This is a genomic window from Streptomyces sp. NPDC005393 (assembly GCF_040606675.1).
Taxonomy (GTDB): Bacteria; Actinomycetota; Actinomycetes; order Streptomycetales; family Streptomycetaceae; genus Streptomyces.
In genome coordinates this window covers 106,394-131,882 of the sequence record NZ_JBEXFG010000012.1, presented here as the reverse complement: position 1 = coordinate 131,882, position 25,489 = coordinate 106,394, and the positions used below count along the sequence as shown (strand labels likewise).

The following is a 25,489-nucleotide window of genomic DNA, read 5'->3' as shown; positions in this document are numbered from 1 at the left end:
CGAGCCCGATGATCACGGTGACGATGTTGCCGTTGCGGAAGGAGGCGACAGAGAACAGGCGGACGTCATAAGGGCCTGCGTGGCGTCGCCGCCTCGTGCTCCCCCTGTGGCTCCAGTTCACCCTCGGCTACGGCGCCCTCCAGGCCGGACTCGCCCTGGTCCCCCTGGCCATGGGCAGCTTCGTCGCCAGCGGCGCGAGTTTCGGGGCGGCCTCCAGGATCGCGCCGCTCGGCCAGGTCCGTATCGGTATGGCTCTTGAGGTCGCCGGCCTCGCCTGGCTGGCGCTGACCGCCGCCACGGACAGCTCGTGGTGGTCCATCGCGCTGGTGCTCTTCCTATACGGCACCGGAGTGGGATCCGCCACCGCCCAAGTCACCAACGTCGTCCTCGCCGACGCGCCCGAGCACAGTGCCGGACAAGCCTCGGGCATCCAGAGCGCCTTCCGGTAGCTGGGCTCCGCCCTTGGCATCGCCGTTCTCACCACGATCTTCTTCACCACCCCCGGCTCCAAGCTGCACAACCGCCTCACCGGGACCGGCATGTCCACCGCGCAGTCCGACAAGCGCCTCAGCCGCCGACGCGGCACACGCGGCGATGACCGAGGCCATCACCCTCGGCGGCTACGTCGCCGCGCGCTTCGTCGCCCTCGGACTGATCGCCACCGCCCTCATCCCCACGACCCCCACCACCCCCACCGGGACAACCACCGCAACCGCCCCCTACCCGGCCGAAACGGAAAGGGCACACCCCTGACACCGTCCGGCCCGCCGTGAGGAGGGCCACCCGTCAGCCGGGAGAGCACGGCACAAGGCTGCTTCCGGCCCGCCGCCGGTTCTGCATGGCTCACCAGCGCATTCTCACAGGGCGGAGATCACGCGTCTGCGGTCATCCATGGCCCGGCGTGCGAGCAGGGAGGTCGGGGCGAGGCGGTCGTAGCCGTGGACTGCGCCACTGTGGACGTGCAGTTCTACCGGAATGGCGGCGTCGGCGAGCCGTTGCGCGTAAGTGACCGACTCGGCCCGGAAGATGTCGAGCTCGCCGACCTCGACGTAGGCGGGTGGGAGACCCTCAACGGTGTCCAGGCGAGCGGGTGCCGCTGCCGGCGGGACGGCGTCGGTGCGGAACGCGTTGCCGAGCAGGGCGTGCCAGCCGGTCCAGTTGTCGTCCCAGGTCCAGGCGAGATAGGGCTTGAGTCGCGGGTCCGCTGTGAGATTGCGGTCGTCGAGCATCGGATACATGAGGAGCTGGCGGGCGAGGTGGATGCCCCTGTCGCGCGCAAGGGTCGCTGTTCCCGCGGCGATTCCTCCGCCGGCGCTGTCGCCCATGACGGCGATGCGGTTCGGGTCGACTCCGAGGTCGGCGGCCTGGTCGCGCAGCCAGGTCAGTCCGGCGAACATGTCCTCGGCAGGGTCGGTACCGGTTGCTTCGTCGGGGGCCAGGCGGTAGTCCACGGACAGGAACGGCACCCCGGTTGCCTGCACGTATCCGGCGATGACTGGATCGTAGAGGTCGACGCTGCCGAAGATCATCCCTCCGCTGTGGGCGTAGACGACCGCGGAGCCCGGCGCGGAGTCGGCCTTCCCGTAGTAGCGGACGGGGATCTCCGCTCCGTCCCGGGACCGCACGGTGTGCGAGGACGCCTTCACGTCGGGATAGCCGGACGGATAGGCGGGGAGCAGTGAGGTCATCCATTGCATCCCGGCTGTGCCCATCGCGCGCAGCGACTGCCAGTCGTCGCGCTCGGGCAAGGGAGCGGGGCCGCTCTGCTCGGCGAGGGCTTGAAGGGCCGCGGCGAGCTCAGGGTCAAGCGTGTAGGTCATGGTCGATTCCATTCAGGGACTGCGGGGCAACTGCCGTGCGGCCGGACTTGCTCGGCCGGATCCGGGTAGGTCCGCCGATGGTCCGGCGATCTCATCAACGCGATCTCATCAACGCGGCCTCATCGGTCGGCGGGGACCAGGGGCAGCAGGTTGGCGTGACTGTCCTCTGAGATTCCAGCATTGCGCTTGAGCGTCGGTACAGACGTGAGCAGGGCGGTCGACGTTGACGCGGATGCCGCGGTCACGGGTTGTTGGACCAGGAGCGGGCGAAGGCGCGCAGCGCCGCCGTTGACACGCCGTACCCGGCCGGACCGATGAGCCCGGCGCTCCCGCTGATCGAGCTCGGCTGGAGGACATACGGGCCGGCCTGGACCTGGCCGACGCGGAAGGAGACGCCGAATCCGCGCGGCGGCTGTCGGACCGGGCCGGGGACCTGACACTGGCCGAGGGAAGGCCCGAGGACGCGCTGCCGTACTACGCGCGGGCAGGGCGCTCTGACCGGTTGAGCCACTGCCATGAGCAACTCGACGATTTCCGGGCGGCTTTGGAGACCTGCCCGGCGCACGAGCCGGAACGCCTGGCGCATCTCGCCGGTGAGTGCCAGGCGGAGATTGACGTCCTGGTCGAGCAGGGGGAACGCGCCGAAGCCGTACGGCGGACCCGCGCACTGCTGAGCCGGCTGGACCAGGCGGAACCGGCCGAACCGGTGGCGCGCCGCCGCGATCAGTTGGAGGGCCTGCGCCAGGCCGTGATGGCGGTCGAACGCCGACGCCTCCAGGGCCTTTTCCACACCGCCCCCGACGACGGCGCCGCAGGTCGGTGCACGAGGAATGGAGCCGCTTCGAGGAACAGGCCGGGGAACTCCTCGAAGCGGCCAGGCACGCCGAGGACGCCGAGGAGCACTACCGTGCGCACCGCCTCTACCAGGCGGTCGAGCGCTTCGGCGACGCCGACCGCGTCCTGCACAACGACGACTCCCCGGAAGGTCTGGCCGCCCGGGCAGCGACCCGTCAAGGGTTCCCTGACAGGACGTCCCTCCTCCGGAACCTGCTCGTAGGGATGCGGCATCAGCTCGGGACCCCACGGGTCCGGAGCGTCGCGGGAGCCCCGGGCCATGGGGGTTCCTCAGATCCTGCTGCCCGAGGCGGTGTCGGACGACAGCCGCTGGGCGAGGTAGATCGGTATGACCGACAGCAGGACGAGGACCGCGGCGACAACGTTGACCACGGGTGCCTGCCGGGGCCGGGCCATGTTGGAGAAGATCCAGACGGGGAGGGTCTGGACGCCGGGCCCGGCCGTGAAGGTCGTCACCACGATCTCGTCGAAGGACAGGGCAAAGGCGAGCAGCCCGCCTGCCACGAGCGCGGAACGCACCAGGGGGAAGGTGATGTCGACGAAGGCGCGGAAGGTGTGTGCGCCCAGGTCCATGGCGGCTTCCTCGTACGAGCCGGCCATTCGGCGCAGCCGGGCGACCACATTGTTGAAGACGACCACGACGCAGAAGGTGGCGTGACCGACGACGACCGTGAACATGCCGAGGCCGACGCCGAGCGGTTCGAGGACCGTACGGAAGGCGGTGTTGAGCGCGACGCCGGTGACGATGCCGGGCAGGGCGATCGGCAGGACGATCACGAAGGAGATGGTCTCCCGGCCGAAGAACCTGAAGCGCTGGACGGCGAAGGCGATGAGCGTGCCGAGGACCAAGGCGATCGCGGTAGCGCCGAGCCCGGCCTTGACCGAGGTCCACAGTGCGGCGCGGGCACCGGTGCTTCGCCATGCGTCGCCCCACCAGTGAAAGGTGAGTCCGGGCGGCGGCCAGCCCGAGCTGCGGTCCGGGTTCAGGGAGTTGACCAGGACCAGCAGCAGCGGGAGGTAGATGACCGCGAAGCCGAGCACGGCGGCGATGCGCACGGTGATACGCGCGGGGCGGGAGAGATTCATCGAGGGGCCTTCGGTTTGCGTACCGTCAGAGGCTGTCAGAGGCTGCTGAGGGCTCCGGTGCGGCGCACCGCGAGCAGATAGAACACGATGATCACCACGGGTACGGTGCCGAGCGCCGCGGCGAGCGGCAGGTCGAGGGTGATGTTGGAGTAGATGAGGTTCCCGATCAGCTGGGTCTTGCCGCCGACGATCTGCACGGCGATGTAGTCGCCGAGGCTGAGCGAGAAGGTGAAGATCGAGCCGGCCGCGATGGACGGCAGAATCATCGGCAGCACCACCAGGCGGAAGGTCCGGCCGGTGCGGGCGCCGAGGTCGGCGGAGGCGTCCAGCAGGCTGGCCGGGAGCTGTTCGAGTCCGGCGTGGATCGGCAGGATCATGTACGGCAGCCACAGGTAGGTCAGCACCAGGACGGTGGCCGTCAGTCCGTAGCCGGGTCCGTGGAGGCCGAGGGGCGCGAGCAGCCAGTCCAGCAGACCGCCCTCGGCGAGCATGAGCCGCCAGGCGTACGCCTTGACCAGATAGCTGGCCCACAGCGGGGTGAGGATGGCGACCACCAGCAGGGGCCGCCACCTGGGCCGCGCGATCCGGGCCGTGTAGAAGGCGACCGGGAAGGCGATCACGGCGCACAGGACGGTGACCACGAGGGCGACGCCGATGCTGCGCAGGGCGACCTGGCGGTAGACGTCGGTGGTGAACAGGGCGGTGAAGTTGTCCGTGTTCCAGACCTTCACCACACTTGAGGTGAAGCTGTCCGTGGTCCAGAACGCGGACATGAACAGCGCGGCGAGCGAGCCGAGGTAGGCGAGGACGAGCCAGGCCAGCGGCGCGGAGAGCAGCAGGGACAGTTGCAGCCGGGGACGGCGGTGCAGGGTCCCGGCGAACCGCCGGACGAATCCGGCGGTCGGCACGGTCTTCGTCATGTGATGCTCAGCCCTTGATCTCGGTCCATGCCTGGACCCACTTGCTGTAGGGCACGCACTTGGTGTCCTTGCGGCCGTCCAGGCACTGCGGGACGGGCGTGGTCCAGAAGTGGACCTTCTTCCAGTACGGCTCGTCGGCCGCGTGGTACGTGGCGCAGTGGTCCTTCACCGAGGTCAGGGCACAGGACTTGGCGTTGGACGGGGCCTCACCGAAGTACTCGGCGACCTGGGCGTTCACCTTGGGAGAGATGATCCAGTCCATCCACTTGTAGGCGCAGTTGGGGTGCTTGGCCTTGGCGGAGATCATCCAGGTGTCGGACCAGCCGGTCGCGCCCTCCTTCGGCAGCACCGCCTTGACCGGGGCCTTCTCCGCCTGTGCGGCGTTGACGATCACCTGCCAGGCGGTGCCGACGACCGAGTTACCGCTCTTGAAGGCGGAGATCTCCTTGAGGTAGTCGCCCCAGTATTCGCCGATGTTGGCGTTCTGCTCCTTGAGCAGATGGACGGCGGCGTCGAACTGCTTCTGGTCCAGGGCGTAGGGGTTCTTGATACCCAGCGACGGCTTGCTCTTCATCAGGTAGAGGGCGGCGTCCGCGATGTAGATCGGTGAGTCGTACGCGGTGACCTTGCCCTTGTGGGCCGAGGCCTTGTCGAAGACGGCGGACCAGGAGTCGGGGGCCGGGGAGACCTTCTTCGTGTTGTACATGAGGAGGTTGGCGCCGCGGCCGTGCGGGATGCCGTACGGGACACCGTGGACGGAGTTCCAGTCCTGGTTCTTGAGACCGGCGAAGACGTCCTTGTAGTTGGGGACGAGCTTGGTGTTAACGGGGGCGGCGTCGCCGGAGGCGATCAGGCGCAACGAGGCGTCGCCGGAGGCCGAGACCGCGTCGTACTGACCGGACTTCATCAGGCTGACCATCTCATCGGAGGTGGCCGCGGTCTTGGCGCTGACCTGGCAGCCGGTCTGCTTCTCGAAGTCGCTGGCCCAGTCGACCTTCGGGTCGTTGGAGCCGTCCTCGACATAGCCGGCCCAGGCTATGAGGTTCACCTTGCCCTCGGTCTTGCCGAGCTTCTTCTGCGCCTTGAGGTCGGGCGGGTTGAAGCCGTCGGCTGACGAGGACGTGCCGGACGAGCCGCAGGCGGTGGCGAGGAGGAGGGCGCCGACCGCGGTGGCGGCCTTCAGCGAACGGGACATGCGCACGGAGAGCTCCACAGGGGATGGGGGGAAAGGTGGCGGCGACAGGACGTGCGGGGTGGTGCGATCACTGCGATTCCGGAACACGGACGTTGTGGCGTGGCTGCCACTGGAGCCTGACCCGCGAGCCGCGATAGGCCGCGACGTCCTCGGACGAGGTCTCCAGGTTCTGCTGGAGGGCGGTGAGCCGCCCCCCGGCGTCGAGGTCCACGAGGAAACGAGTCGCGTCCCCGAGGTAGACGACCTCAGCGACGGTGCCGACGGCGCTGGAGCACTCCGGCTCGCCGCTGTCCCGGTCCTCCTTCAGCACGCGGATCTTCTCCGGACGGATGCTGAAGGTGCCGGCCGTGCCCACCACCCGCTCCGCGGCCTGGCCGGTGAGCAGGTTGGAGGTGCCGACGAAGCCGGCGACGAAGGGCGTGGCGGGACGTTCGTAGATCTCGGCGGGGGTGCCGACCTGCTCGATGCGGCCCTGGTTGAAGACCGCGATGCGGTCGCTCATGGTCAGCGCCTCGTCCTGGTCGTGGGTGACGAAGACGAAGGTGATGCCGACCTCGCGCTGCAGCTCCTTGAGCTCGATCTGCATCTGCTCGCGCAGCTTGAGGTCGAGGGCGCCCAGCGGCTCGTCGAGCAGCAGCACCCTGGGCGTGTTGACCAGGGCCCGGGCCAGCGCCACGCGCTGCCGCTGGCCTCCGGAGAGCTGGGACGGCCGGCGGTCGCCGAAGCCTTCGAGCCGCACGTTCGCCAGGGCCTCGCGGGCCCGCCCCAGGCGCTTGGCCCTGGGAACCTTGCGGATCTTCAAACCGTAGGCGACGTTCTGTTCGAGCGTCATATGCGGGAAGAGCGCGTAGTCCTGGAAGACGGTGTGCACATCCCGCTCGAAGGGGGCGAGGCGGGTCACGTCCCTCCCGGCGAGTTCGATGGTGCCGCTGGTGGGCGGCTCAAAGCCGGCGATCATCCGAAGCACGGTGGTCTTGCCTGATCCGGACGGCCCCAGCATCGAGAAGAACTCGCCGTCCGCGATGTCCAGATCGACCCCGGCTACCGCCTTCGTCTGCCCGAAGGACTTGCACAGGCTCTGCAGTCGGACGGCTTTCCCTTCCATGGGCGGGAACCTTTCTGGCGCTGCCGGACGTTGACCTTAAACATATGAAGTCATAGTTCTAGTTTCAATACCTCGCTAAGGTAAAGCCTGAGTCAACGAACATGGGGGTGGTTGCCGTGACGCGAGAACTGGGCGGCGCCCGGCGGACCGTCTTCACACCCGTCGACAATCAGGCCCGGGTGGACGCGGTCGTGCGGCGGCTCGGCGACGCCATCGAGCTCGGGCTGCTGGCGGACGGGGAGCAACTGCCCGGCGAGTCCGACCTCGCGACACAGCTCGGGGTCTCGACCGTCACCCTGCGTGAAGCACTGATGGCGCTGCGCCAGCAGGGGTTGGTCACCACCCGCAGGGGGCGGGGCGGAGGGAGTTTCGTCACCGTTCCCGAAGGTCCCGCCGAGGAGCGGCTGCGGAGCCTCCTCGCCGGCTGGAGCACCGAGGAACTCCGCGACCTCGGCGACCACTGGGCCGCCGTCTCGGGGGCCGCCGCCCGGCTCGCGGCCCAGCGCACCGAGCCCGGGGATCTACTCCCACTGCGCAGGTCTGTTGAGCAGTTGACGGAGGCGGCTGACGGCGCGGCACGCAGCCGGGTGCACGGGCGCTTTCACGTGGAACTGGCCGCCGCGGCCCAGTCCGCGCGGCTGACCCGGGAGGAGATCGGCATCCAGACAGAGGTGGGGGCGCTGCTGTCTCTCGTGCTCGGCGAGGAGGGGTATCTCAAGGACGTGTGCGATCGTCACCGCACCGTGATCTCCGCACTGCAAGATGGTGCGGACGAGCAGGCGAGAGCCCTGACCGAGGGGTGCGTCCAGTTGTGCATGGCGCGCTTGGTCGAACTCCGCCTCGGCACCTCCGGCTCCGCTGGTGGTCCCCATCCCCAGGAGAACACCTATGGGTAGCAGTCCCCGTCCCACAGGCGGCGGACCCGACAACCTTGACGAGGTGACGGCCGCCGACGTGGCAGCCTGCGTCCGCGACACCCTGGAGGGCGTCTTCGACGCCGTCTCCGAGACCCGTACGGACGCGGCGGCACTCCTCGCCTCGGCCACCGAGAGCGGCCGGCGGCCCCTCACCGGCGACCTCGCCGCGCTCCGCCCCGGCCTGCACACCCGGCTCACGCGACTCGATCTGGTCTCCGGCGCCGGGTTCGTGGCCGCTCCGGGGCTGCTCGCCGACGTATCGGCATGGCTCGAATGGTGGCAGATCGGCGCGGGCGGTGCCGTGCGCCCGCTGCTGCTGGACCTGGACCCGGAGCGCTCGGCGTACTCCGACTACACCCACTGGGACTGGTTCGCACTGGCCCGCGACACCGGGCGGCGCGCGGTCGCGGGGCCGTACGTGGACTATCTCTGCTCCGACGAGTACAGCCTCACCCTGTCCGTGCCGGTGGCGGTCGGGGGCCGCTTCACGGGAGTGGCCGCGGCGGACGTGTACCTCTCGCATTTCGAGGCGGCGGTGATGCCGGTCATGCAGAAGCTGCCCGGCCCTGCCTTCCTCGTCAACGCGCGCGGCCGTGTCGCCGCCTCGGCCTGTGCCGACTATTTGGCCGGTTCTCTCGTCAAGGGCCCGGACTTCGGGGCCGTACTGGCCGGACCGGCGGACGGCGTCGAACACGGCGGGCTGCGGCTGCGACCCTGCGGTGACATCCCCCTCATCCTGGTCACGACTCCGCCGGTAGGGCGTGCGTAGGTCTCCGAGCCTCCCGCCTACCGGCACTGCCGACCCGGCCCGGACGAGCGTCACCCGCTGTACTGCGCCGGCACGTTGCCGCGCCCAGGCCCTGCTGGGCTGACCGGGCACTGCCGCCTCTAATGGCCAACACGGGGGCGCCCGTGCCGATCGTATTGATCTTCCTGATCGCCATCGGTGTGGTTCACGCCGCGTTGACGGGCACTCAAGCGGCCTGGTTCGCCGGACTGTTCACCACCAGCACGCGGACGTCCGGAGCCTCGCTGGGATACCAGACGGCAGCGTCGTTGGCCGGCTTCGCCCCGTTCCTCGCCGTGCTGCTGGCGGAGTCCTTCGGATGGACGGGGCCTGCGCGGTTCTACGGGTGCATCGCGGTGGTGGGCCTCCTCGGGGTGCTGTCCACTCGCGAGACCTGGGGTCGCGAGCAGCGCGCGGCCGTCCCGGCCACCACGGAACAACCGACCGGCGTCCCCACCCAACCCCCCGCCCAGCAGCACCACTGACGGTCCGCCAAGGAACCACCAGGCCGCTGACGGCTCGGACACCGGACCGATCATAGTCGGCCATCCCTTCGGATACGTCCTCGTGCGCTCAGGACGCGGTGGCATGCTCTCCTTGCGTCCTGAGGGTGCTGAGGCCCGCGGCCGGGTGACGCCGCTTTCCCGCTGTGCGCCGCGGGCCGGCTGCCCGCCGGACGGCACCCGGCACGGCGTTCCGTTCATCGGAGAGGGGAGAGCCCGTGCTTGTCGAGAGCCACGACTACCTTGTGGTCGGAGCAGGTTCCGCCGGCTGTGTGCTGGCCGCCAGGCTGAGTGAGGACCCTGGCGTCCGCGTACTGCTGGTGGAGGCCGGCCCGTCCGACGATGCCCCGGAGATCCACATTCCTGCGGCGTTCGGAAAACTGTTCAGGACCACGTACGACTGGGACTACACGACGGAGCCCGAACCCGGCCTCGGCGGACGCCGCTGTTACCTCCCGCGCGGCCGGATGCTCGGCGGCTCGTCGTCCATGAACGCGATGATCTACATCCGCGGCAACCACCGGGACTACGACGCCTGGTCCGACGCCGGCGCCAAAGGGTGGAGCTGGGACGAGGTCTTCCCGTACTTCCTGCGCGCGGAGGACCACCATGGCGGCCCGTCCGACTGGCACGCTGCGGGAGGCCCGCTCACCGTCAGCCAGGGGCGCTCCCGCAGCCCGCTCATGGCGGCATACCTGGAGGCGGCGCAGCAGGCGGGCCATCCGCTCAACCCGGACTTCAACGGCCCTGAGCAGGACGGGGTCGGCTCCTACGAACTCACCCAGCGGAATGGACTGCGGTGCAGCACATCGGACGCGTATCTGCGGCCCGCCATGGAGCGGCCGAACCTGACGGTGCTCTCCGGGGCGCAGTGCACCCGGCTGCTGTTCTCCGGTGATCGTGCCCTCGGCGTGGAGGTCGAACGGAACGGAGCACTGGAGGAATTACGCGCCGAGCGGGAGGTCATCCTCGCCGCGGGCGCCTACAACTCCCCTCAGCTGCTCATGCTCTCCGGGATCGGCGTCGCCTCGGACCTCGAAGCCCTCGGCATCACCCCCCGTGTCGACCTCCCCGTCGGCGAGAACCTGCAGGACCACGGGCACCTGCCCCTCATCCATTTCACCGATACCGAGTCTCTGCTGACCGCGGAGTCCCCGCAGAACCTCGCGCTCCTGGAGTCCGAGGGCCGCGGACCGCTCACCTCCAACGTGGGCGAGGCGGGCGGCTTTGTGCGCACGCTCGACGGGCTGGCCGCGCCGGATGTGCAACTCCACGCACTTCCGGCCATGTTCCACGAAGAGGGCCTCGGCGCCCAGACCGCACACGCCTTCCACCACGGCGCGGTGCTCCTGGGCGCCACCAGCCGCGGCAAGGTCTCCCTCCGGTCGACACTGCCCAGCGCCAAGCCGCGCATCCTGCATCACTACCTCGCCACGGAAGAGGACCGTGCGGCAGCGGTACGAGCCATGCGGGTGCTCCTCGACATCTCGGCCCGCCCCGCCCTGCGAGCACACCGGCGGTCCGACTACCGCATGCCGCGCTCGGACACCGACCGCGACCTCCTCGACTTCGCCCGACGTGAGCTCCACACCCTCTACCACCCCGCGGGCACCTGCGCCATGGGCCCGGTCGTCGACTACACACTGCGGGTGCACGGGGTGACCGGGCTGCGCGTGGCAGACGCCTCGGTCATGCCGACCCTCGTCCGGGGCAATACCAACGCACCCACGATCATGATCGCGGAGAAGGCCGCCGACCTGATCCGCGGCACCGCCGGCACCTCTCCTTCCTGAGTGGTCGGACCGCGCGAGTGTCCGGTCAGGCGAGAGCGCCGGCCGGGTCCATCTCGGGCGACAACCGCCGGTGCACCAGGGTGGCCGTCAGGAGGGTGACCAGGACCCCGCCGAGCGCGTAGGCAGCCAGCACCGCCAGGTTCGCGGCGGTGCCGTGGCCGGCGAAGTACATGATGTGGCGTACGGCGTGGGTCGCCGCGCCATTGGGGAGGGCGGGGCTGATCGCCCGCCAGAACGGCGGCAGCAGTTCGGGCCCGTAGGCGCCGCCGGCACTGGGGTTGCCGAGTACCACGAAGAGCAGCACCGTCACCCCGATCCCCAGCACGCCGAAGAGGACCTGGAGGGCTATCGTCACGGCCGCGGCGCCGAAGACGACCAGCGCGCCGATCCCCCACAGGGCGAGGAAGTGACCGTTCAGGGCGCCGAGCAGGGGGCCCACGATCGCCGCACCACCCAGGCCGGACAGGACGGCGTACGGAACGGCCGTCAGCAGACGCTGCGCGGCGCGGCGTACGGTGGCCGGCCGGGCGCCCTTGGACACGCCCAGGAGCGCGGCGAACAGATAACCGCCGACGGTCCATCCCACGACGAGGTAGAAGCTGCTCAGTCCTCGGGCGTCACCTGCCTGCGCCGGTACCGCGTCGACGACCGACGCGGTACGGTGCTGCGCCTTCTCGGCCTGGGCGATCACGGATTCCAGCACGTTCGCCGTGGAGGCGCCCCCGGCGCCGGCGACCAGCAGAGTGTCGGTCCGGGACGTGGAGTCCACGATCAACGCGCCACTGGCGTCCCCCGTGCGCAGCCCCGCGCGGGCCGTCGGCTCATCGGCGGCTTCGGTGGCCTTCAGCGGGTGACCGGGTATCGCGTTGAGTTTCCCGACGACGCTCGGGGACATCTGCTGCGGCGCCACGACCGTGATCGGGATCCGGTGGGGCTGCGGATGGTGGAACGCGCCCACATAGGAGAGCACGAAGCCCAACTGCAGCAACAGAGCGCCCAGGACGAGGACCGCCATGCGTGGTGCGGCCGCACCACGCAGCTCGGCCCAGAACCCAGCGGGCGCCGCGCGGCCGGCTTGAGGCCGTTCCCCCCGCCGCTCCGAGCTCGACCCCGAGGTCTCGTCGTGGTCCGTGTCCACCTGGCTCATTGGTCCGCACTTCCTCACTGCGTCTGGATCCGGCGTTACGATACAGAACTGTATCGGATGCATTGATGTATCGGATTAGGATGGGTGCATGACGGAAGCCAGTAACAGCGCGGTCGACCGGCGAGCACTGCGCACCGGCCGGCGAGCGGACGGCACGCCCGCACGCGTCACCCGGCGTCGAGCCGAGACACGGGAACGCCTGCTGAACGCAGCGCTCACGGTCTTCGCGGAGCGTGGCTTCGGCCGGGTGGGAATCGAGGAGATCTGCGAGGCGGCCGGCTACACCCGTGGCGCCTTCTACTCCAACTTCGACAGCATCGACCAGCTGTTCTTCGTCCTCTACGAGCGGCAGGCCGAGCTCGTCATGGCCCAGGTGCATGACGCGCTGGCCGGCGCCACGCCGGACGAGGGGCTGCCGGCCTTGCTGGACCGGGTCATCGATGCCCTGCTCATCGACCGGACCTGGGTCCTGGTGCGCACCGACTTCCTTCTGTACGCCGCACGCAACCCCGATACCGCCACCGCCCTGATCCAGCACCGCGAAGCGATCCGCGAAACGCTGCAGCCGGTCGTCGTGGGCGTGGTGGACCTGGACACCATGCCGCCCGCGCTGCGCGACCCCGAGGCACTCACCGCCGCCGTCCTCGCCCTCCACGACGCGGCGGCCGGCAGGCTCCTGCTCGAGCCGGACCTCGCCACTCTGCGGCCCTGGCTGCGCGACATGCTCACCGCCCTCCTCAGCCCCCGCCGGTAGCGTCTCCGCGACAAAGACCGGTGACATGGCCTGCTCGCGCCGACGGCTGCGACGGGCACACGGCCCCGCGGGGAAGAGGGGCGCCGAACGCACCTAGGTCCGAGGTGTCGCTCCGTCCAGGAAGCGCAGGAGGAGGGTCCGGCTGATGGTGCCGGCGATGCTGTGGTACGTGGCGTCGAAGGCGTGGTCGCTGTAGGGGACGGCGTCGAACTGGGCGCGGTCGTGGGCTTGGCGCAGCCGGTCGGCGAGGGCGTGGACGCGGGATTGCCGGATGAGGTGGTCGGAGGCGCCGGTGACCAGGAGAGTAGGCATCAGGCCCGGGCGGACGCGGCTGGTGGCGGAGGCGTAGCGGTAGCGCTCGGGGTGCTGGGCGGGGGTGCCGCCGGTGTAGGCCTCGGTGATCTCTCTTCCGTAGCCCAGGAGGCCGTTGTCCTGCCAGGTTCCCTTGAGGTCCGAGGCGGGATAGAAACCGGCGACGGCGACCGGCGGGGCGGGCAGGCGCGTCGTGCAGCTGCTGTGGATACGGCCGGTCTCCAGCCCGTACGCGACGTTCAGCGCGAGGCTCCCGCCCGCGGAGCCGCCGACCAGCACGGTGCGGGAGGAGTCGATACCGTACGGGCGGACCTGCCTGGCGAGGCGGGACATGGCGCAGATGACATCGCCGGAGGCGTCCTTCCAGCGCGGTGGGGGCGTGAGCCGGTAGTCGATGGATACGACCGGGTAGCCGTGGTCCGCCAGCCAGCGGTAGTCGCCCTCCCTCTGGTCCCGGCTGCCGGTGGAGAATCCGCCGCCATGGACCCACACCACCATGGGCCTGGCCCCCTGCGGATGCCCTCCGGGCGGCGTCCACAGTCCGGCCTTGAGCGTCCGGCCACCGAGGCGGGCGTAGTCGATCACGTGGTCCGGCGGCGCCGCGGGCTGATCGACGGCGAGGACATCGGCGGCGGACACCGGCACGTGGTGGGAATGGGCGTCGAGCAGTTGCGTGGTCAGCACGGCCGCCGCGCCGATGGCGGTGACCGCTGAGGTGACCGCGGTCCACAGCGCCGTCCTGCGCATCCTGCGGACCCATGCCACCGCGGCGCCCACGGCGATGATCAGCCCGAAGACCACAAACCACAGCGGCCGGGGCCCGACCCACTCGGTCCCGACATACCCGACGACCGGAACGGCCGGAATGATCGCACCGAGCACGAGCAGCGCCACCAGCACCGAGGCCACGACCCACAGGACGAGACCTGCACGGCGCCACCAGCGGGTGTGGGGGCTGCGGGCTTGCATGCGGACACGGGCGTTCATCGGGGCGTTTCTCCTGTGTCGTCGGCGTGGCTCAGGCCGGAGGCCATCAACAGTGAGGAGCGCCCAGCTTTCGCATCAGGGTAGACGCGAAGAGGCTCGGGCCCGGACCGCGAGGGCCGCCGGGTCCCGGTAGGGCCCGATGCGGGGCGGTCGGCTCGGAGACAGGGCATACGCGGCGGTAACAGCAGCGACGAGCCGTAGGCGGCTTACTGCCGACATACCACCGCTCTCCTCGCCTCCTGCATGGTGCCCCACACCCACCGGCCGACGCCGTGGACGTTCCATCGGCCGCACCATCCCATTCACTCCGGCATACGGAGCCGACATGACTTCTCCTGACTTCCCCCGCCCCCGCGCCGCGCGTTGCTCCTCCGCATCCTTCGACAGGGAGGTTCTGGGTCCCTGGGAGGCCGTGCCGGCTGCCCGCGGCGACAGCGACAAAGCGAGGCTGCGGAGGACCGTCGGCGGAGGTGCCGGGACGGTGAGCGTCCGCAACCTCGCTTGTGCCGACTGCGACCTGGCCTTCGACTGGCATCTGCACCTCCATCTGCCCCCGGCGCCGGAAGAGGTAAGCAGGGTGCGCCGGGGTGTACATACGGCCCTCTCCTCGTGGGGCTGCCCGTCCCATGTCATCGACGACAGTGTGCTGCTCGCCAGCGAGCTGGTCGGAAACGCGGTCAAGTACGGGACTGACGCATTGATCACGGTGAACCTGCTGCAGGTCGGCGACCGGCTGCTCCTGGAGGTCACCGACGCGTCCTCCGCGCGCCCCGCGGTCCGGCGAGCTGACCCCGAGGACGAGCAGGGCCGCGGAATGTACCTCGTGCAGGCGATCGCATCGGCGTGGGGTTCGCGTTGGGACTCCTGCGGTGGCAAAACCACGTGGTGCACTCTCGCTCTCGACGGCAGCGGCGACACGACCCCACCTCGGTGACCCTCGGCGTTCCGGCCGTCGGTGTCACGGACGTGCCGGACCGAGACCCAGACCGAGACCGAGCCCTGGCCGATGTGCGCTCTTACCGCCGATATACCGCTGCTCGCCGTGCCGCCTGCACGGTGGAGGGGCAATCTCCGCCTCCGTAGGCGACCCGAGGGAGGACATGTGAACGACGTAACGAACAACAAGGAACAGAGTGCTCCCGCGCCACGGCACGGAAGCCTCTACCGGTGGGACATCCACCAGGTCTCCAACAGCCGGCACCAGCAGGGGCCATGCGGCACCTGCACGACCGAGGACAGTGCGCGCGCCTGCATCGAGGCGGCCCTGTCCGCCGCCGTCGGTCCGGGCGTGTACGCCTGGGGGCTGCTCAGCCGCATGCCCGCGGGGCTGAGGGAGCCCACGCCGTCGTCGCCCCGTACTCCCCTCGCGTGGGCCGCACCCGGGCCGGACGGGACGGTCGCCTGGCTGCCTCATGCCGGACGGCCGCTCATCACGGAGGAGACGAGCGAGACGCCGGTGGTGTCCTCCGGCCAGAGCATCTCGTCTTTGCTGTCCCGTTTCGGCGGCGAGGTACAGCGGTACCGGCTGATAGCCGGACTCACCCAGGGGGAGCTCGCCGAGCGGGCGCACTGCGCCACGACGACGGTCCAGCGCCTGGAGAACGCCGAGCAGATGCCCTCGCGCGTCTTCGCGCAACGGGTCGACCGGCTTCTCGGCGTCGACGGCGCACTGGTGAAACTCTGGCCGTCGCTCATCCGGTCCGCGTACCCGGACTGGTTCTGGCAGGTCATCGAGCTCGAACAACAGGCCAGTTTCATCCAGGAGTTCGAGACTGTCGCCGTCCCCGGCCTGCTGCAGACAGAGGCCTATGCGCGCACCATCTTCACCGCGGCCCACCCGGTGGCCTCGAAGCTGCGGATCGAGCAGTTGGTAGGCGCCCGGATCGACCGGCAGCGCATACTCACCAGACGTGAACCACCCCAGATCATGATCACGCTTGATGAAGGAGTGCTTCGCCGCCGCATCGGGGGGAACAGCGTCATGAGCGAGCAGCTGGGGCACTTGCTGCAGACCGCTGACCTGCCCAAAGTGCACCTTCAGGTGCTCCCTTTCAACGTCCGGGAACACCCCGGGGGCATGACCCCGTTCCGCCTCATGGGATTCCGGGACGGCCCTGACGTCCTATACGGGGAGACGTTCATAGGCGGTCAGACGACCAACGACGCCAGTCAGATCCAACAGCACAAGCTGGCCTTCAACCTCATCCAGTCCAAAGCACTCTCCCGAGACGACTCATGCGTTTTCATACGCGATGTGAAAAAGGAAATCGACCGTGAATCTGACTGAACTCCCGTGGCGGAAAAGCAGCTACAGCATGGGGAACGGCGGAAATTGCGTCGAAGTCGCGGAGGCCGAGAGCTTCATCCACGTACGGGACAGCAAGAATCCCGACGGGCCGGCGCTCAGGTTCGATCGCGAGCAGTGGCAACTCCTCGTCAAAGCCTTCAGGAACGACTGCTGAGCCTTTCTCATCGGGTCGACGCGGTCTCGCCTCCGCTACGAGGCCGACCCCGGCGCGGAAGCCGAGGACGCCGGTGAACAGGGCCGGGTGGCGTGGGACGCGTCCAAGGCGGCGGGCTGCGACACCCGGCCCGATCGGGCGACTCCGGGGAGGTGACACCTCCCCCACCACAGGCTTAGACTCGGCCCCCCGCTGCCGCGAATTCCCGTGGCGTCATACGTTGATGCGGATTTCTTGAGGAGGGTGTATGAGTGCAGTCGGCGGGCATGCGGTGGTCATCGGCGGCTCAATGGGAGGACTTGTCGCAGCGCGCGTACTGAGCGGCAGATTCGCCCGGGTGACGGTGGTGGACCGGGATGCCCTCCCCGAGGACGCGCAGGACCGGCGCGCGGTGCCTCAGGGCGGCCACGTGCACGTATTGCTCACCAGCGGGCAGAGGACACTGGAAGAGCTGTTTCCCGGCCTCACCCATGAGCTGGTCAAGGGTGGTGCAGTGCCATTTGATTACGGCTCGGACCTTTTATTCCACCAAATGGGGGCCCACCGGATCCGCTTTTCCAGCGGCAAGCCGGGGATCAGTCTCAGCCGCGCCTTTCTGGAGCGCACCATACGGAAGCGGGTGGCCGCGCTGCCCGATGTGGACGTCCGTGACCGGCTCGCGGTCCGCGGGCTGACCGGCGCCGCAGGCAGGGTGACCGGGGTCGAGCTGGATGGCGGCGAGGCGCTGGCCGCCGACCTGGTCGTGGACGCCACGGGCAGCAGCGGCGAGCGGACGGACCGGTGGCTGCGGGCGTTCGGCTGCCAGACCCCCGAGACGGTCACCGTCAAGGTCGATGTCGGGTACACCACCCGGCTGCTGCGGCGCCGTCCCGACGAGCGGCTGCTCGACGACGGACTGCTCTACCTGATGGCCACCGTCCCGCCGCACGACAAGCGGGCGGCCGCCGCCTTCCCCGTCGAGGGCGACCGATGGATGGTCACCCTGGCCGGCTGGCACGGGGCTCACGCACCCGTCGACCCCGAGGGTTTCGCCAAGTTCGCCGCCGAGCTGCCGACCCCGCACATCGCCGAACTGATGGACCGCGCGGAGCCGGTGAGCGAGGGGGATGCCCGCAAGTTCACCTATCCGCAGGCCCGCCGGCGCTACTTCGAGCGGCTGCGGCAGCCCCCGGCGGGCTATGTGGCCCTCGGCGACGCCGTGTGCAGCTTCAATCCGCTGTACGGGCAGGGGATGAGCGTCGCCGTTCTGGAGGCGGTGGAGCTCGGCCGCTGCCTGGACCGGTCCGGCACCGCGTCCTCGGAGATGGCCCGCGCGTACTACCGGGCGGCCGCCAAGGTGACCGCCGCACCGTGGCAGCTGGCGACGGGCGGCGACTTCATGTACCCGGAGACCGTGGGTCCCAAGCCGCCAGGTGTCGACCTGCTCAACCGCTATGTACGCCAGGTGATGCTGGCCAGTCATGTCTCGCCGGATATCCACGACGTCATGCTCGACCTGCAGAATCTGCTGGCCCCGCCGACCGCGATCCTGCGGCCCGCCACGGTCGTGCGATCGCTGCTGGCCGCCCGCCGGTCACCGGCTCGGCGGTAGCGCGGAAGGAAAGCCCGCAGGAGCGGTGCCCGGCAGACCGGGCGCCGCTCCTTTGTGCTGGATGCGTATTCCCTTGCTCTCCCGGGAGTCCGGCCCAAGAATGTCGGGATCGCCGCGCTCCGCGTTCTCGTCGCCCCCGGGAGGGACACATGATGGTCGGCCAGGTCCGGTCAACCGGCCCTCGCCCGCATCCGATCCCGCAAGGTGCTTGCACCACGCCTTCCCTGTCCGGGTGACGACTTACGGAGCATGGCATGCGGTATCGGGTCCTTGGGCCACTCGGGCTGTGGCGCGGCGGTCAGCAGATCCCACTCGCCCCCGGGAAGTGGCGAATGCTGTTGGCGGTGCTGCTGTGCGACGCCAACCGGGTGGTCCCCACTGACAGACTGGTCGCGGAGCTGTGGGGCACCCGGCCCCCGCAAAGCGTGAGCAAGCTCCTGCAAGGCTATGTCTCGCGGGTGCGGCGCACGCTGGGCGACGAGACAGGCCGGCTGCTGGTGACTCATGTGCACGGTTACCGGGCCCATGGCTACCGGCTGGTCGTCGGACCGGACGAGCTCGACGCGCACAGGTTTGTGGAACTGATCAAGCAAGGGGGGCAGGAACTCGACCGGGGTTCGGCCGAGACTGCCGCGGCCCGGCTCGGCGAAGCGCTGGACCTGTGGCGCGACGCCCCCTTCGCCGACGTGCCGCTGTCGCCGACCGTGGAGGCCGAGGTCACCCGCTTGGCGGCATGCCACACACAAGCGCGGGAACTGCTCATCGAAGCGCGGCTGCGGCTCGGCCGCCATGAGGCGGTGCTGGACGAGCTCGAGGCGCTGGTGGCCGAGCATCCACTCCGGGAGGGCCTGCGGGGTCAGTTGATGCTGGCGCTGTACCGAGCCGGCCGGCAGGCCGACGCGCTGGCCGCCTATCGGGACCTGCGTCACCATCTGGCCGAGGAACTGGGAATCGAGCCCGGCCCGCCGCTACAAGAGCTCCATCAGCGGGTCCTCACCGCCGACACCTCGTTACTCCTCGAACCCGAGCCTCCTGCCGACCGCCCGAAGATCGCAGCACGGACGCCGTCCGTGGTGCCCAGGGAGCTTCCCCACATCAGCACCGCCTTCGTCGGCCGCACCAGCGAGAGCTCAGTGCTGCACAAGCTGCTGGAGCGCAGTGGCGCGGGGCAGGTGACGATCGCCGCGATCGACGGCGCCAGCGGCGTGGGCAAGTCGGCCCTGGCCATCCACACCGCCCACCAGGTCGCCGACCGGTTCCCGGACGGCCAGTTCTACGTCGATCTTCACGGATCGACCGCCGGGCTGACGCCCCTGGAACCGGCTGAGGTGCTCGGGCGCTTCCTCAACACACTCGGGGTACCGGAAGTGGCCATACCGGCCAACACCGACGAGGCAGCGGCCAAATTCCGCTCACTGGTCGCCGACCGCCGCATCCTCATGGTTCTCGACAACGCCGCCGGTGTGGACCAGGTGCGTCCCCTGCCGCCCGCCGGGCCGGGCTGCGTCGTACTGATCACCAGCCGCGAGATGCTCACCACCCTTGAGGGCGCCACCCACCTCCATCTCGGCGTCATGTTTCACGACCAGGCGACGGCCCTGCTGGAGCGGCTCGTCGGTCCGGAGCGGGTCGCGTCCGACCCCGAGGCGACGGACGCGATCATCCGGATGTGCGGCGGTCTTCCTCTCGCCCTGCGGCTCGTCGGGGCCCGGCTGGCAGCCCGCCCCGGCTGGTCCCTGAGCGCCTTCGTTCAGCGGCTGACCGACGCCCAGAGCCGCCTCGACGAGATCCGCGTCGGCGACGTGTCGGTACGCGCGAGCTTCCATGCGAGCTACGACGCCCTCTGCCAGAGCGCGAACTCCGTCGACCAGGCCGCCGCACGTGCCTTCCGGCTCTTCGGGGTGGTACCGGGGTCGACCATGAGCCTGTCGGCCGGGGCCGCGCTGCTCGGCGTGGAGAACTGGGCGGCCGAGGACGCACTCGAGCGGCTGGTGGACGCGCATCTGCTGGACAGCCCCGCCGCTTCCCGCTATCAGATGCACGACCTGCTGCGGCTGTTCGCGCGCGAGCAGGTGCGTAGCGAGGAACCGGCGGCCGAGCGCGAACGGGCGCTTGAGCGCATACTGCGCTTCTATCTCGCCATGGCACAGCAGACCGTGGCGTTCCTTGACGTTCCGCCGCGGCTGCCCCGGCCCACGGACGAGCCCGAGGGCGCCACCACGTCCGCCTGCCCAGCGAAGACGATCACGAGCCGCCGTGAGGCGGAGGCATGGCTGGATACCGAGCGCGCGAACCTGATGGCCGCCATCACCCACGCCGCCACGCAGTCCGACACCACGGCGCGCCTCGCGGTGCGGCTGACGCGGCCGCTGCAGTGGTACCTCTACCCGCACGCCCGCGCGCGGGAGCTGCGGACCTTGGGCGAGCTGGCCATCCACACCGCCCGGCGCCTGGGCGACCGGGAGAGCGAGGCGTGGGGCCTGGACAACCTGTCCGCGGTGTACTGGCTGCACGGCGAGTACGACGGGATGCGGCAGTGCCTTGAGGCGGCGCTGGCCATCTGGCGTGAGATCGGCGACCGCGACGGAGAGCAGCGTTCCCTGTTCAACCTCGCGGACGCACTGGCGGAACTGGAGCTCTACGAGGAGGCCGTTGCCGTGCAGTCGCGGCAGCTCGAGGTCGCGCGCGAGGCCGGCGACCGCCTGGCCCAGGTGTCCGGCCTGGGCAACCTCGCCCGCGCAATCCGGGGCCTGGGCCGTCTTGAGGACGCCCGGTCCTGCCTCGAGAAGAGCATCCAGCACGCACGGGACATCGGGGAAGAGGCTCTGGAGAGCTTCGCGCTGCGCGAGATCGGTCTCGTCTGCCTCGATCAGGGCAGGATCTCGGAGGCGCGGGAGTACCTGAGGCGGGCCGCCGCCGCCGTCGTGGGAGAGAGCCTCACGGTGTATGTGAGCTGGCGCGGGCACGCGTGGAGCGCGTTCTTTCCCGCCTGCCTGAGTCTGCGCATGGGCCCGGAAGCCCTTGGCCCGCCGCCCGTTTGAGGGTGCGCCGGGTGGTGAAGGCGGTGTGGTGCCTCGGTGCACCGGCTTACCGCCGCTATACCGATCGCGCGCACAATGAGGAACACCCGTTGTCAGGTGCGGAACCCCGAGGGAGGCCCCACCGCACGCTTCGGTTCGGGGACTCCCGGCAAGCCCCGGCCTCCTCCACGGTCAGGCGCGGCTCCGCTCACACCCACCATCCCAGGACTCGGCAGGCCCTTATGGAAGTCATTCCGGAATCGGACGAGCGAATCTTCCGGATCACCCGGATCGTCGACCCTCCCAGCCTTCGCCTGGAGGGCGAACTCGACGCGACGCGGCACAGCGATGTCACGGAGGCACTGTCCCCCCTGGTGGCCCAGGGCAGTGAAGTGCGGCTCGACCTCGCCCAGTTGCGCTTCATCGACCTCGGCGCCCTCAGTTTGCTGACAGGCTTCGTGGAAGGCCGCGACAGCGGGGTCCGGATCGTCCTGGACAATCTGCCGCCCGATGTGGAGCACCTCATCGAGACAGTGGGTTGGGAGCGTCTGCCCGGGCTCGTCCAGGGCCGGAAGGGAATGTCATGACCATCGGGACACATGCGGATCAGTCCGTGGAAGACGGCCGGAAGGATCAACTCCACACACTCGAGCACCAGGGACTCCTGTACCGCGGCGAGCGGGAACTCCTCGCCGCAGCCCTTCCCCACCTGCGCGCGGGCGTCGACGCCGGCGACGCGACGTTCGCGGTCGCGGGAAAAGCAGAGACCGAGGCACTGCGCGACTCGCTCGGACGGGACGCCGCCGCCGTGCAGTTCATGGACCCGTCGGAGCTCTACAAGAACCCCGTCCGGGCCATGGCCGCTTTCACCGCCGTCGCCAGGACGCTGGGCTCACGCCCGGCCTGGGTGCTGGTAGCGGACGACTGGTCGAACAAACCGGATGTGAAGGAGTGGATGCGTTACGACTCGATCGTCAACCTGGCCTTCGCGAGCAGGGATTTCCGGGGATTCTGCTGCTACAACGCCGAGAACCTGACCCCTGAGGCCATCGCGATGGTGCGCCGGACCCATCCGAAGATGGTCGAGAGCGGGTCACTGCGGGACAACCCGGACTACATGGACCCCCAGTCCTTCGTCGCCGATCTTGACCGGCAGCCGCTTCCGCCCTCGCCGCACTCCGCCGTCTCGATGCAGATCCGGCCCACCGATCTGCACACCGTGCGGGCCTTCGTCACCGAGCAGGCGAAGCGCTGCGGGGTGGCAGGCGATGCGCTGCACAACCTGCTCGTCGCCGTGACCGAGGTCGCCACCAACGCCATCCGCCACGGCGGCGCGCCGGTGACGCTGCGCGCATGGCCCGACGACGGCCTGATCTGCGAGATCACCGACTCCGGCCACTGGCAGCCCGAGGAGTTGCTCACCTGGACACCGCCGGAATCCGCCCTGGAGGCCGGCTTCGGACTCTGGGGAGTGGGGATGCTGTGCGACACCGTGCGCGTACGGACGGGGTCGAAGGGCACCACCGTGCGGCTGCGGACCTGTGCCTGACCGAGGCGCCTCGGCCGACCTGCTGCCACGCCGACGCCGCGACCGGTGGCCGCTCGCGCGAATCCGCACGTCACTGGCCATGGGCTGGGATTTCGACACCCAAGGCGCGGGATGCGCGGAATACGAACCCGGGTGCTGATGTTGTCGTATCGGTGAGCGATTCGTCCGGTGATGCCGCTTTCCCCCCGACCGACCGCGAGTCCGTCCGCGAGCGGCTGGCGGCCGAACGTGCCGGCACGACCGCGCAGATCGCGGCATTGAGCCGTGACTTCGACGGGATCGTCGAGGCGAATGCCCTGGTGGCGATCGACGACGAGCACGACCCGGAGGGGTCGAGCACCGCCTTCGAGCGGGCCCATGTCGCCGCCTTGCTGGCACAGGCGCGCGACCATCTGGCCGATCTGGATCGGGCGCTGGAACGGCTGGAGCGAGGCGAATACGGGCGGTGCGAGCGGTGCGGCGAGCCGATCCCGGCGGAACGTCTGGAGGTGCGCCCGGCGGCGAGCACCTGCGTACGCTGCGCCGCGGCCCGCCCCCGCTGACCGGGGCGGGCTGAGTCCGCCGCCCAGTGGGACCTGTGCCGCTCGAAAAAGGCATCGCCGCAGGTGGGCAGGGTGCGGGTCCGGAAGGCAACACGCGGGAACCACGGCGACTACCGCTCCGGCTCCCGAGACTCGTCTACGCTGGCGTGAGGCGCCGGCCCCGCCGATGTCACGGGCCCGCACCCTCATCGGTACTGCTCGGCACTCCGCGACCAAGCGGTGGCAGGGATGGCCCATGAACACGCGTTGGCCTCGTTCGCTCTCGTGCCTCATCGTGACCGCCGTGTCCGCCGCCTTCCTCATCGGCTGCGGGCAGGACAGGCATGGCCGGAGCTGTCCCCACCGCACGGGCAAAGACCTCTCCGGCCGCACCGTCGCCGGTCCCGAGCTATGGCAGAAGAAACTGCGGTGCGTCAACCTCGAACGCTCTACACTCACCGGGCTGGTGTCCGAAGCGAACCTGAGCCGCGGCAACCTCTACGAAGCGCGACTACCCGGTGCGTCGCTGGAGAACGTCGACCTGCGCGGCGCTGACCTGCGCCGCGCCAAGCTCACCTCCGCCACCCTCTCGGAGGTCGACCTGCGCGGCGCCGACCTGAGCGGGGCCGTGCTCGGCAAGGGTCTCCTCACGAACGTCAGCCTCGACGGTGCACAGCTGGCGGGCGCAGATCTGCGCGCGGCATCGCTCACCCACGTCGGCTTCACCAAAGCGGACCTGCGCGGCGCCGATCTGGCCGGGGCCACGCTGTCCGACTCGGATCTACGCGGCGCGCGGATGCAGGGGGCTGATGTCTCGAAGACGAGCTGGGAGAACGTCGTCTGCCCGGACGGCTCCAGATCGAACGCCAGGCTGTCCTGCACGGACCATCTCGCCCAGGCGGGCCGGCACCCCGGTCAGCCGGACAGCTGACCGGCACCGCATCCGCCTGAGGAAGCATGGCGGGGCATCACCGGGTTTCCACGGCACCGGGATGCCCGCCCCAGCGCCCGGCTCCGCGACGACGGTCGCGCGCCCAGCCCCCGGGTCAGCTCCCGGTGCCGTCGGCCGCCTTGTCGACCCCGTCCTGCGATTGGTCCTGTGCGGCCCGGGTCGCTTGGTGGAGGCCTTCCAAGTAGGCGTCGAGGTAGTCGGCGTCCGACAACGGGACGCACGGCTTGGGGACGGGCTCGGAGCGGACTGCTCCGCCCTTGGTGGCGGCGGCTCGGTCGGCGATGGCGTCGACGCAGCGCCGGATGATCTCGGCTTTGCTGAGCGCGGCCTCGGTGGCGGAGGCCGAGGCGCCGGCCGGGGTGGGCTTGTCGCGGCCGTCGCTGGTGGAGCAGCCGGTGAGCAGCAGGGTGGTGGCGACGACGGCCGCGGCATTGGTGGTGTGGGTGCGCATCTGTCCCCCAGGTGCGTGGATGGTGGGGTGCATCATCCGGCGTGCAGGGGGCGGCGTGGGAGTGCTGTGGGGGCGTTGTGATGGAATGGTGACCGAGTAGGCGCGCGCAAGGGCCGCTCCCTCCACCTGACGGAGCGGCCCTTGTTCGTGCGGCGGGGTCAGTCGACGGGCCTGCCACCTGCGGTCCCTGGCCCCCGGCTACGGTCCGGTGTGGACGTACGGCGCCCAGCTCGTCGGTGCGTGCGGGACCGGTCCCGGATCCGGAGGATCGCGGTGTGCAGGGCGAACGCCGACGCGCCCGTGCCAAGCCGTCGCACCTCGTCGTGCACGAGCGCGGCGACGTCGGTCGCGATCGTGTCGTCGATGGGCCGATGACGTGCCGGTAACCGGCGAGGTTGAGCGCGTACGCCACGCTGATCGCCTCGTTCACCAGGGCCACGCTGCTGCCGCCGGTATCGCAGGCCGACAGATACGCGAACTCCGCGTGGTCCAGGCGGAGTCCGACGATTTCGCGGAGCGGGAGCGCCCGGTCGTGCAGGAAGAGCGCATTGCGGGAGGGGCGGCCGAGGTCGTACGCGCGGTGGGAGGCGAAGTGCGCCCAGGAACAGCGGGCGAGGGCGGCAAGCACCGCGTCCGCCGTCCCGGACGGGCCGGTGAGCAGCTCGGCGTCCGGATACCGCGCCCGGTGGAGGCCGGGTGGGCGGTTTCTCAATGCAAGAACTTACGCAAGCATGGCAGAGGCAAGTCTCCCGCCAGAGGTGA

General features: G+C 69.9%; 26 protein-coding genes and 1 pseudogene. 16 read left to right on the top strand and 11 right to left on the bottom strand.

What is annotated here, in order from left to right:
• Positions 1-95 precede the first annotated feature (95 nt).
• Complete coding sequence (locus ABZS71_RS13725) at positions 96-449, top strand: MFS transporter (RefSeq protein ID WP_356209787.1); 354 nt, start codon at positions 96-98, stop codon at positions 447-449.
• A gap of 145 nt (positions 450-594) precedes the next feature.
• Positions 595-753: a hypothetical protein gene (locus ABZS71_RS13720; RefSeq protein WP_356209785.1), complete on the top strand. Its 159-nt coding sequence runs from the start codon at positions 595-597 to the stop codon at positions 751-753.
• Positions 754-857: 104 nt separating this feature from the next.
• On the opposite strand, the gene ABZS71_RS13715 is transcribed toward ABZS71_RS13720, so the two are convergent.
• From ABZS71_RS13715 to ABZS71_RS13685, 7 genes are all read right to left on the bottom strand, one after another.
• On the bottom strand, positions 858-1,820 hold the full coding sequence (locus tag ABZS71_RS13715; protein WP_356209782.1) for an alpha/beta hydrolase fold domain-containing protein: 963 nt from the start codon (positions 1,818-1,820) through the stop codon (positions 858-860).
• Positions 1,821-2,061: 241 nt separating this feature from the next.
• Positions 2,062-2,610 carry a hypothetical protein gene (locus tag ABZS71_RS13710; protein WP_356209779.1) on the bottom strand — a complete coding sequence of 183 codons (549 nt, stop codon included), beginning with the start codon at positions 2,608-2,610 and terminating at the stop codon, positions 2,062-2,064.
• Positions 2,544-2,786, bottom strand: coding sequence for a hypothetical protein (locus tag ABZS71_RS13705; protein ID WP_356209776.1), 243 nt, complete (start codon positions 2,784-2,786; stop codon positions 2,544-2,546). The genes ABZS71_RS13710 and ABZS71_RS13705 overlap by 67 nt, the downstream gene beginning before the upstream one ends.
• 159 nt (positions 2,787-2,945) lie before the next feature.
• The gene (locus ABZS71_RS13700; protein WP_356209773.1) at positions 2,946-3,761 is read right to left on the bottom strand and encodes an ABC transporter permease; all 816 of its coding nucleotides are present in this window, start codon (positions 3,759-3,761) and stop codon (positions 2,946-2,948) included.
• A gap of 35 nt (positions 3,762-3,796) precedes the next feature.
• Positions 3,797-4,681: an ABC transporter permease gene (locus ABZS71_RS13695; protein WP_355851172.1), complete on the bottom strand. Its 885-nt coding sequence runs from the start codon at positions 4,679-4,681 to the stop codon at positions 3,797-3,799.
• A 7-nt stretch (positions 4,682-4,688) separates the two neighbouring features.
• Positions 4,689-5,882 (bottom strand): ABC transporter substrate-binding protein, encoded by a 1,194-nt coding sequence (locus ABZS71_RS13690; RefSeq protein WP_356209770.1) that lies wholly within the window; start codon positions 5,880-5,882, stop codon positions 4,689-4,691.
• Between the two features lie 61 nt (positions 5,883-5,943).
• A complete protein-coding gene (locus tag ABZS71_RS13685) occupies positions 5,944-6,981 on the bottom strand; it encodes an ABC transporter ATP-binding protein (protein ID WP_356209767.1) in 1,038 nt (345 codons plus the stop codon).
• Positions 6,982-7,082: 101 nt separating this feature from the next.
• Here ABZS71_RS13685 and ABZS71_RS13680 point away from each other — a divergent pair, with 101 nt between their 5' ends.
• The 4 genes from ABZS71_RS13680 (at position 7,083) to ABZS71_RS13665 (ending at position 10,981) form a co-directional block, all read left to right on the top strand.
• Complete coding sequence (locus ABZS71_RS13680) at positions 7,083-7,877, top strand: GntR family transcriptional regulator (protein WP_356209763.1); 795 nt, start codon at positions 7,083-7,085, stop codon at positions 7,875-7,877.
• Positions 7,870-8,667: a hypothetical protein gene (locus ABZS71_RS13675; RefSeq protein ID WP_356209761.1), complete on the top strand. Its 798-nt coding sequence runs from the start codon at positions 7,870-7,872 to the stop codon at positions 8,665-8,667. The genes ABZS71_RS13680 and ABZS71_RS13675 overlap by 8 nt, the downstream gene beginning before the upstream one ends.
• Positions 8,668-8,810: 143 nt before the next feature.
• Entirely contained in the window at positions 8,811-9,170 is a 360-nt protein-coding gene (locus ABZS71_RS13670; RefSeq protein ID WP_356209758.1) for a hypothetical protein, read from the top strand.
• A gap of 236 nt (positions 9,171-9,406) precedes the next feature.
• On the top strand, positions 9,407-10,981 hold the full coding sequence (locus tag ABZS71_RS13665) for a GMC family oxidoreductase N-terminal domain-containing protein (RefSeq protein ID WP_356209756.1): 1,575 nt from the start codon (positions 9,407-9,409) through the stop codon (positions 10,979-10,981).
• Between the two features lie 25 nt (positions 10,982-11,006).
• On the opposite strand, the gene ABZS71_RS13660 is transcribed toward ABZS71_RS13665, so the two are convergent.
• A complete protein-coding gene (locus ABZS71_RS13660) occupies positions 11,007-12,128 on the bottom strand; it encodes a DUF3533 domain-containing protein (protein ID WP_356209753.1) in 1,122 nt (373 codons plus the stop codon).
• 88 nt (positions 12,129-12,216) lie between these two features.
• Between ABZS71_RS13660 and ABZS71_RS13655 the strand changes: the two genes are divergently transcribed.
• Positions 12,217-12,882, top strand: coding sequence for a TetR family transcriptional regulator (locus ABZS71_RS13655; protein WP_356209751.1), 666 nt, complete (start codon positions 12,217-12,219; stop codon positions 12,880-12,882).
• Positions 12,883-12,975: 93 nt separating this feature from the next.
• Here ABZS71_RS13655 and ABZS71_RS13650 read toward each other — a convergent pair whose 3' ends face one another.
• Complete coding sequence (locus tag ABZS71_RS13650) at positions 12,976-14,181, bottom strand: alpha/beta hydrolase (RefSeq protein ID WP_356209749.1); 1,206 nt, start codon at positions 14,179-14,181, stop codon at positions 12,976-12,978.
• A 481-nt stretch (positions 14,182-14,662) separates the two neighbouring features.
• Here ABZS71_RS13650 and ABZS71_RS13645 point away from each other — a divergent pair, with 481 nt between their 5' ends.
• From ABZS71_RS13645 to ABZS71_RS13605, 9 genes are all read left to right on the top strand, one after another.
• On the top strand, positions 14,663-15,115 hold the full coding sequence (locus tag ABZS71_RS13645; RefSeq protein ID WP_356209747.1) for an ATP-binding protein: 453 nt from the start codon (positions 14,663-14,665) through the stop codon (positions 15,113-15,115).
• A 168-nt stretch (positions 15,116-15,283) separates the two neighbouring features.
• On the top strand, positions 15,284-16,468 hold the full coding sequence (locus ABZS71_RS13640) for a Scr1 family TA system antitoxin-like transcriptional regulator (RefSeq protein ID WP_355851205.1): 1,185 nt from the start codon (positions 15,284-15,286) through the stop codon (positions 16,466-16,468).
• Positions 16,455-16,643, top strand: coding sequence for a DUF397 domain-containing protein (locus ABZS71_RS13635; RefSeq protein WP_356209745.1), 189 nt, complete (start codon positions 16,455-16,457; stop codon positions 16,641-16,643). The genes ABZS71_RS13640 and ABZS71_RS13635 overlap by 14 nt, the downstream gene beginning before the upstream one ends.
• A gap of 247 nt (positions 16,644-16,890) precedes the next feature.
• Positions 16,891-18,234 carry a monooxygenase gene (locus tag ABZS71_RS13630; RefSeq protein ID WP_356209743.1) on the top strand — a complete coding sequence of 448 codons (1,344 nt, stop codon included), beginning with the start codon at positions 16,891-16,893 and terminating at the stop codon, positions 18,232-18,234.
• Positions 18,235-18,488: 254 nt separating this feature from the next.
• Positions 18,489-21,275 (top strand): BTAD domain-containing putative transcriptional regulator, encoded by a 2,787-nt coding sequence (locus ABZS71_RS13625; RefSeq protein WP_356209741.1) that lies wholly within the window; start codon positions 18,489-18,491, stop codon positions 21,273-21,275.
• A gap of 221 nt (positions 21,276-21,496) precedes the next feature.
• Positions 21,497-21,841 (top strand): STAS domain-containing protein, encoded by a 345-nt coding sequence (locus ABZS71_RS13620; RefSeq protein WP_356209739.1) that lies wholly within the window; start codon positions 21,497-21,499, stop codon positions 21,839-21,841.
• The gene (locus tag ABZS71_RS13615) at positions 21,838-22,803 is read left to right on the top strand and encodes a sensor histidine kinase (RefSeq protein ID WP_356209736.1); all 966 of its coding nucleotides are present in this window, start codon (positions 21,838-21,840) and stop codon (positions 22,801-22,803) included. The genes ABZS71_RS13620 and ABZS71_RS13615 overlap by 4 nt, the downstream gene beginning before the upstream one ends.
• A 152-nt stretch (positions 22,804-22,955) precedes the next feature.
• Positions 22,956-23,345 (top strand): TraR/DksA C4-type zinc finger protein, encoded by a 390-nt coding sequence (locus tag ABZS71_RS13610; RefSeq protein WP_356209733.1) that lies wholly within the window; start codon positions 22,956-22,958, stop codon positions 23,343-23,345.
• Between the two features lie 274 nt (positions 23,346-23,619).
• On the top strand, positions 23,620-24,255 hold the full coding sequence (locus ABZS71_RS13605) for a pentapeptide repeat-containing protein (RefSeq protein ID WP_356209731.1): 636 nt from the start codon (positions 23,620-23,622) through the stop codon (positions 24,253-24,255).
• A gap of 115 nt (positions 24,256-24,370) precedes the next feature.
• Here the strand turns inward: ABZS71_RS13605 and ABZS71_RS13600 are convergent, their stop codons facing one another.
• Entirely contained in the window at positions 24,371-24,727 is a 357-nt protein-coding gene (locus tag ABZS71_RS13600) for a hypothetical protein (protein WP_356209728.1), read from the bottom strand.
• Positions 24,728-25,106: 379 nt separating this feature from the next.
• Positions 25,107-25,439 (bottom strand): annotated as a pseudogene (locus ABZS71_RS13595) (CHAT domain-containing protein); the annotation flags it as partial.
• Between the last annotated feature and the right edge of the window lie 50 nt (positions 25,440-25,489).